A 930-nucleotide genomic window follows, 5' to 3' on the forward strand; every position below is an offset into this window, starting at 1 on the left:
GACTTCCGTATCTTCGGCGGCGCGCTGGGCGAGGCCCACGCCACGAAGATCCACAAGATCATGGACATGGCCATCGCGGCCGGCGCGCCGCTGGTCTCCCTGAACGACGGCGCGGGCGCCCGTATCCAGGAGGGCGTCAGCGCTCTCGCGGGCTACGGCGGCATCTTCCAGCGCAACACCAGAGCCTCCGGGGTGATCCCGCAGATCTCGGTGATGCTGGGCCCGTGCGCGGGCGGCGCCGCGTACTCGCCCGCCCTCACCGACTTCGTCTTCATGGTCCGCGAGACCTCCCAGATGTTCATCACGGGACCGGACGTGGTGCGCGCGGTGACCGGCGAGGAGATCAGCCAGAACGGGCTCGGCGGCGCCGACGTGCACGCCGAGACGAGCGGCGTGGCGCACTTCGCGTACGACGACGAGGAGACGTGCCTGGCGGAGGTGCGGTATCTGATCTCGATGCTGCCCTCGAACAACCGGGAGAACCCGCCGGCCCACCCGAGCGACGACCCGGCGGACCGCCGCTCGGAGGTACTGCTCGACCTGGTGCCGGCGGACGGCAACCGCCCGTACGACATGCACAAGGTGATCGAGGAGCTCGTCGACGACGGCGACTTCCTGGAGATCCACGAGCGTTGGGCGCGGAACATCATCTGCGCGCTGGCGCGCTTCGACGGCCAGGTCGTCGGCATCGTGGCCAACCAGCCGCAGTCGCTGGCGGGTGTCCTGGACATCGAGGCCTCCGAGAAGGCGGCCCGCTTCGTCCAGATGTGTGACGCCTTCAACATCCCGATCGTCACCCTGTTGGACGTCCCCGGCTTCCTGCCGGGCGTCTCCCAGGAGCACGGTGGGATCATCCGGCACGGCGCGAAGCTGCTGTACGCGTACTGCAACGCGACGGTCCCGCGGATCTCCCTGATCCTGCGCAAGGCG

The 930-nt window shown here is 69.1% G+C and carries 1 protein-coding gene; it reads left to right on the forward strand.

Features of this window, described 5'->3' with window-relative positions; all coding sequences use genetic code 11:
- Positions 1–930, forward strand: a 930-nt coding sequence (locus N4G70_RS36875) for a carboxyl transferase domain-containing protein (RefSeq protein WP_315904340.1), incomplete at both ends; no start/stop codon positions are given.

It is taken from the genome of Streptomyces sp. ASQP_92 (assembly GCF_025399895.1).
Taxonomy (GTDB): domain Bacteria; phylum Actinomycetota; class Actinomycetes; order Streptomycetales; family Streptomycetaceae; genus Streptomyces.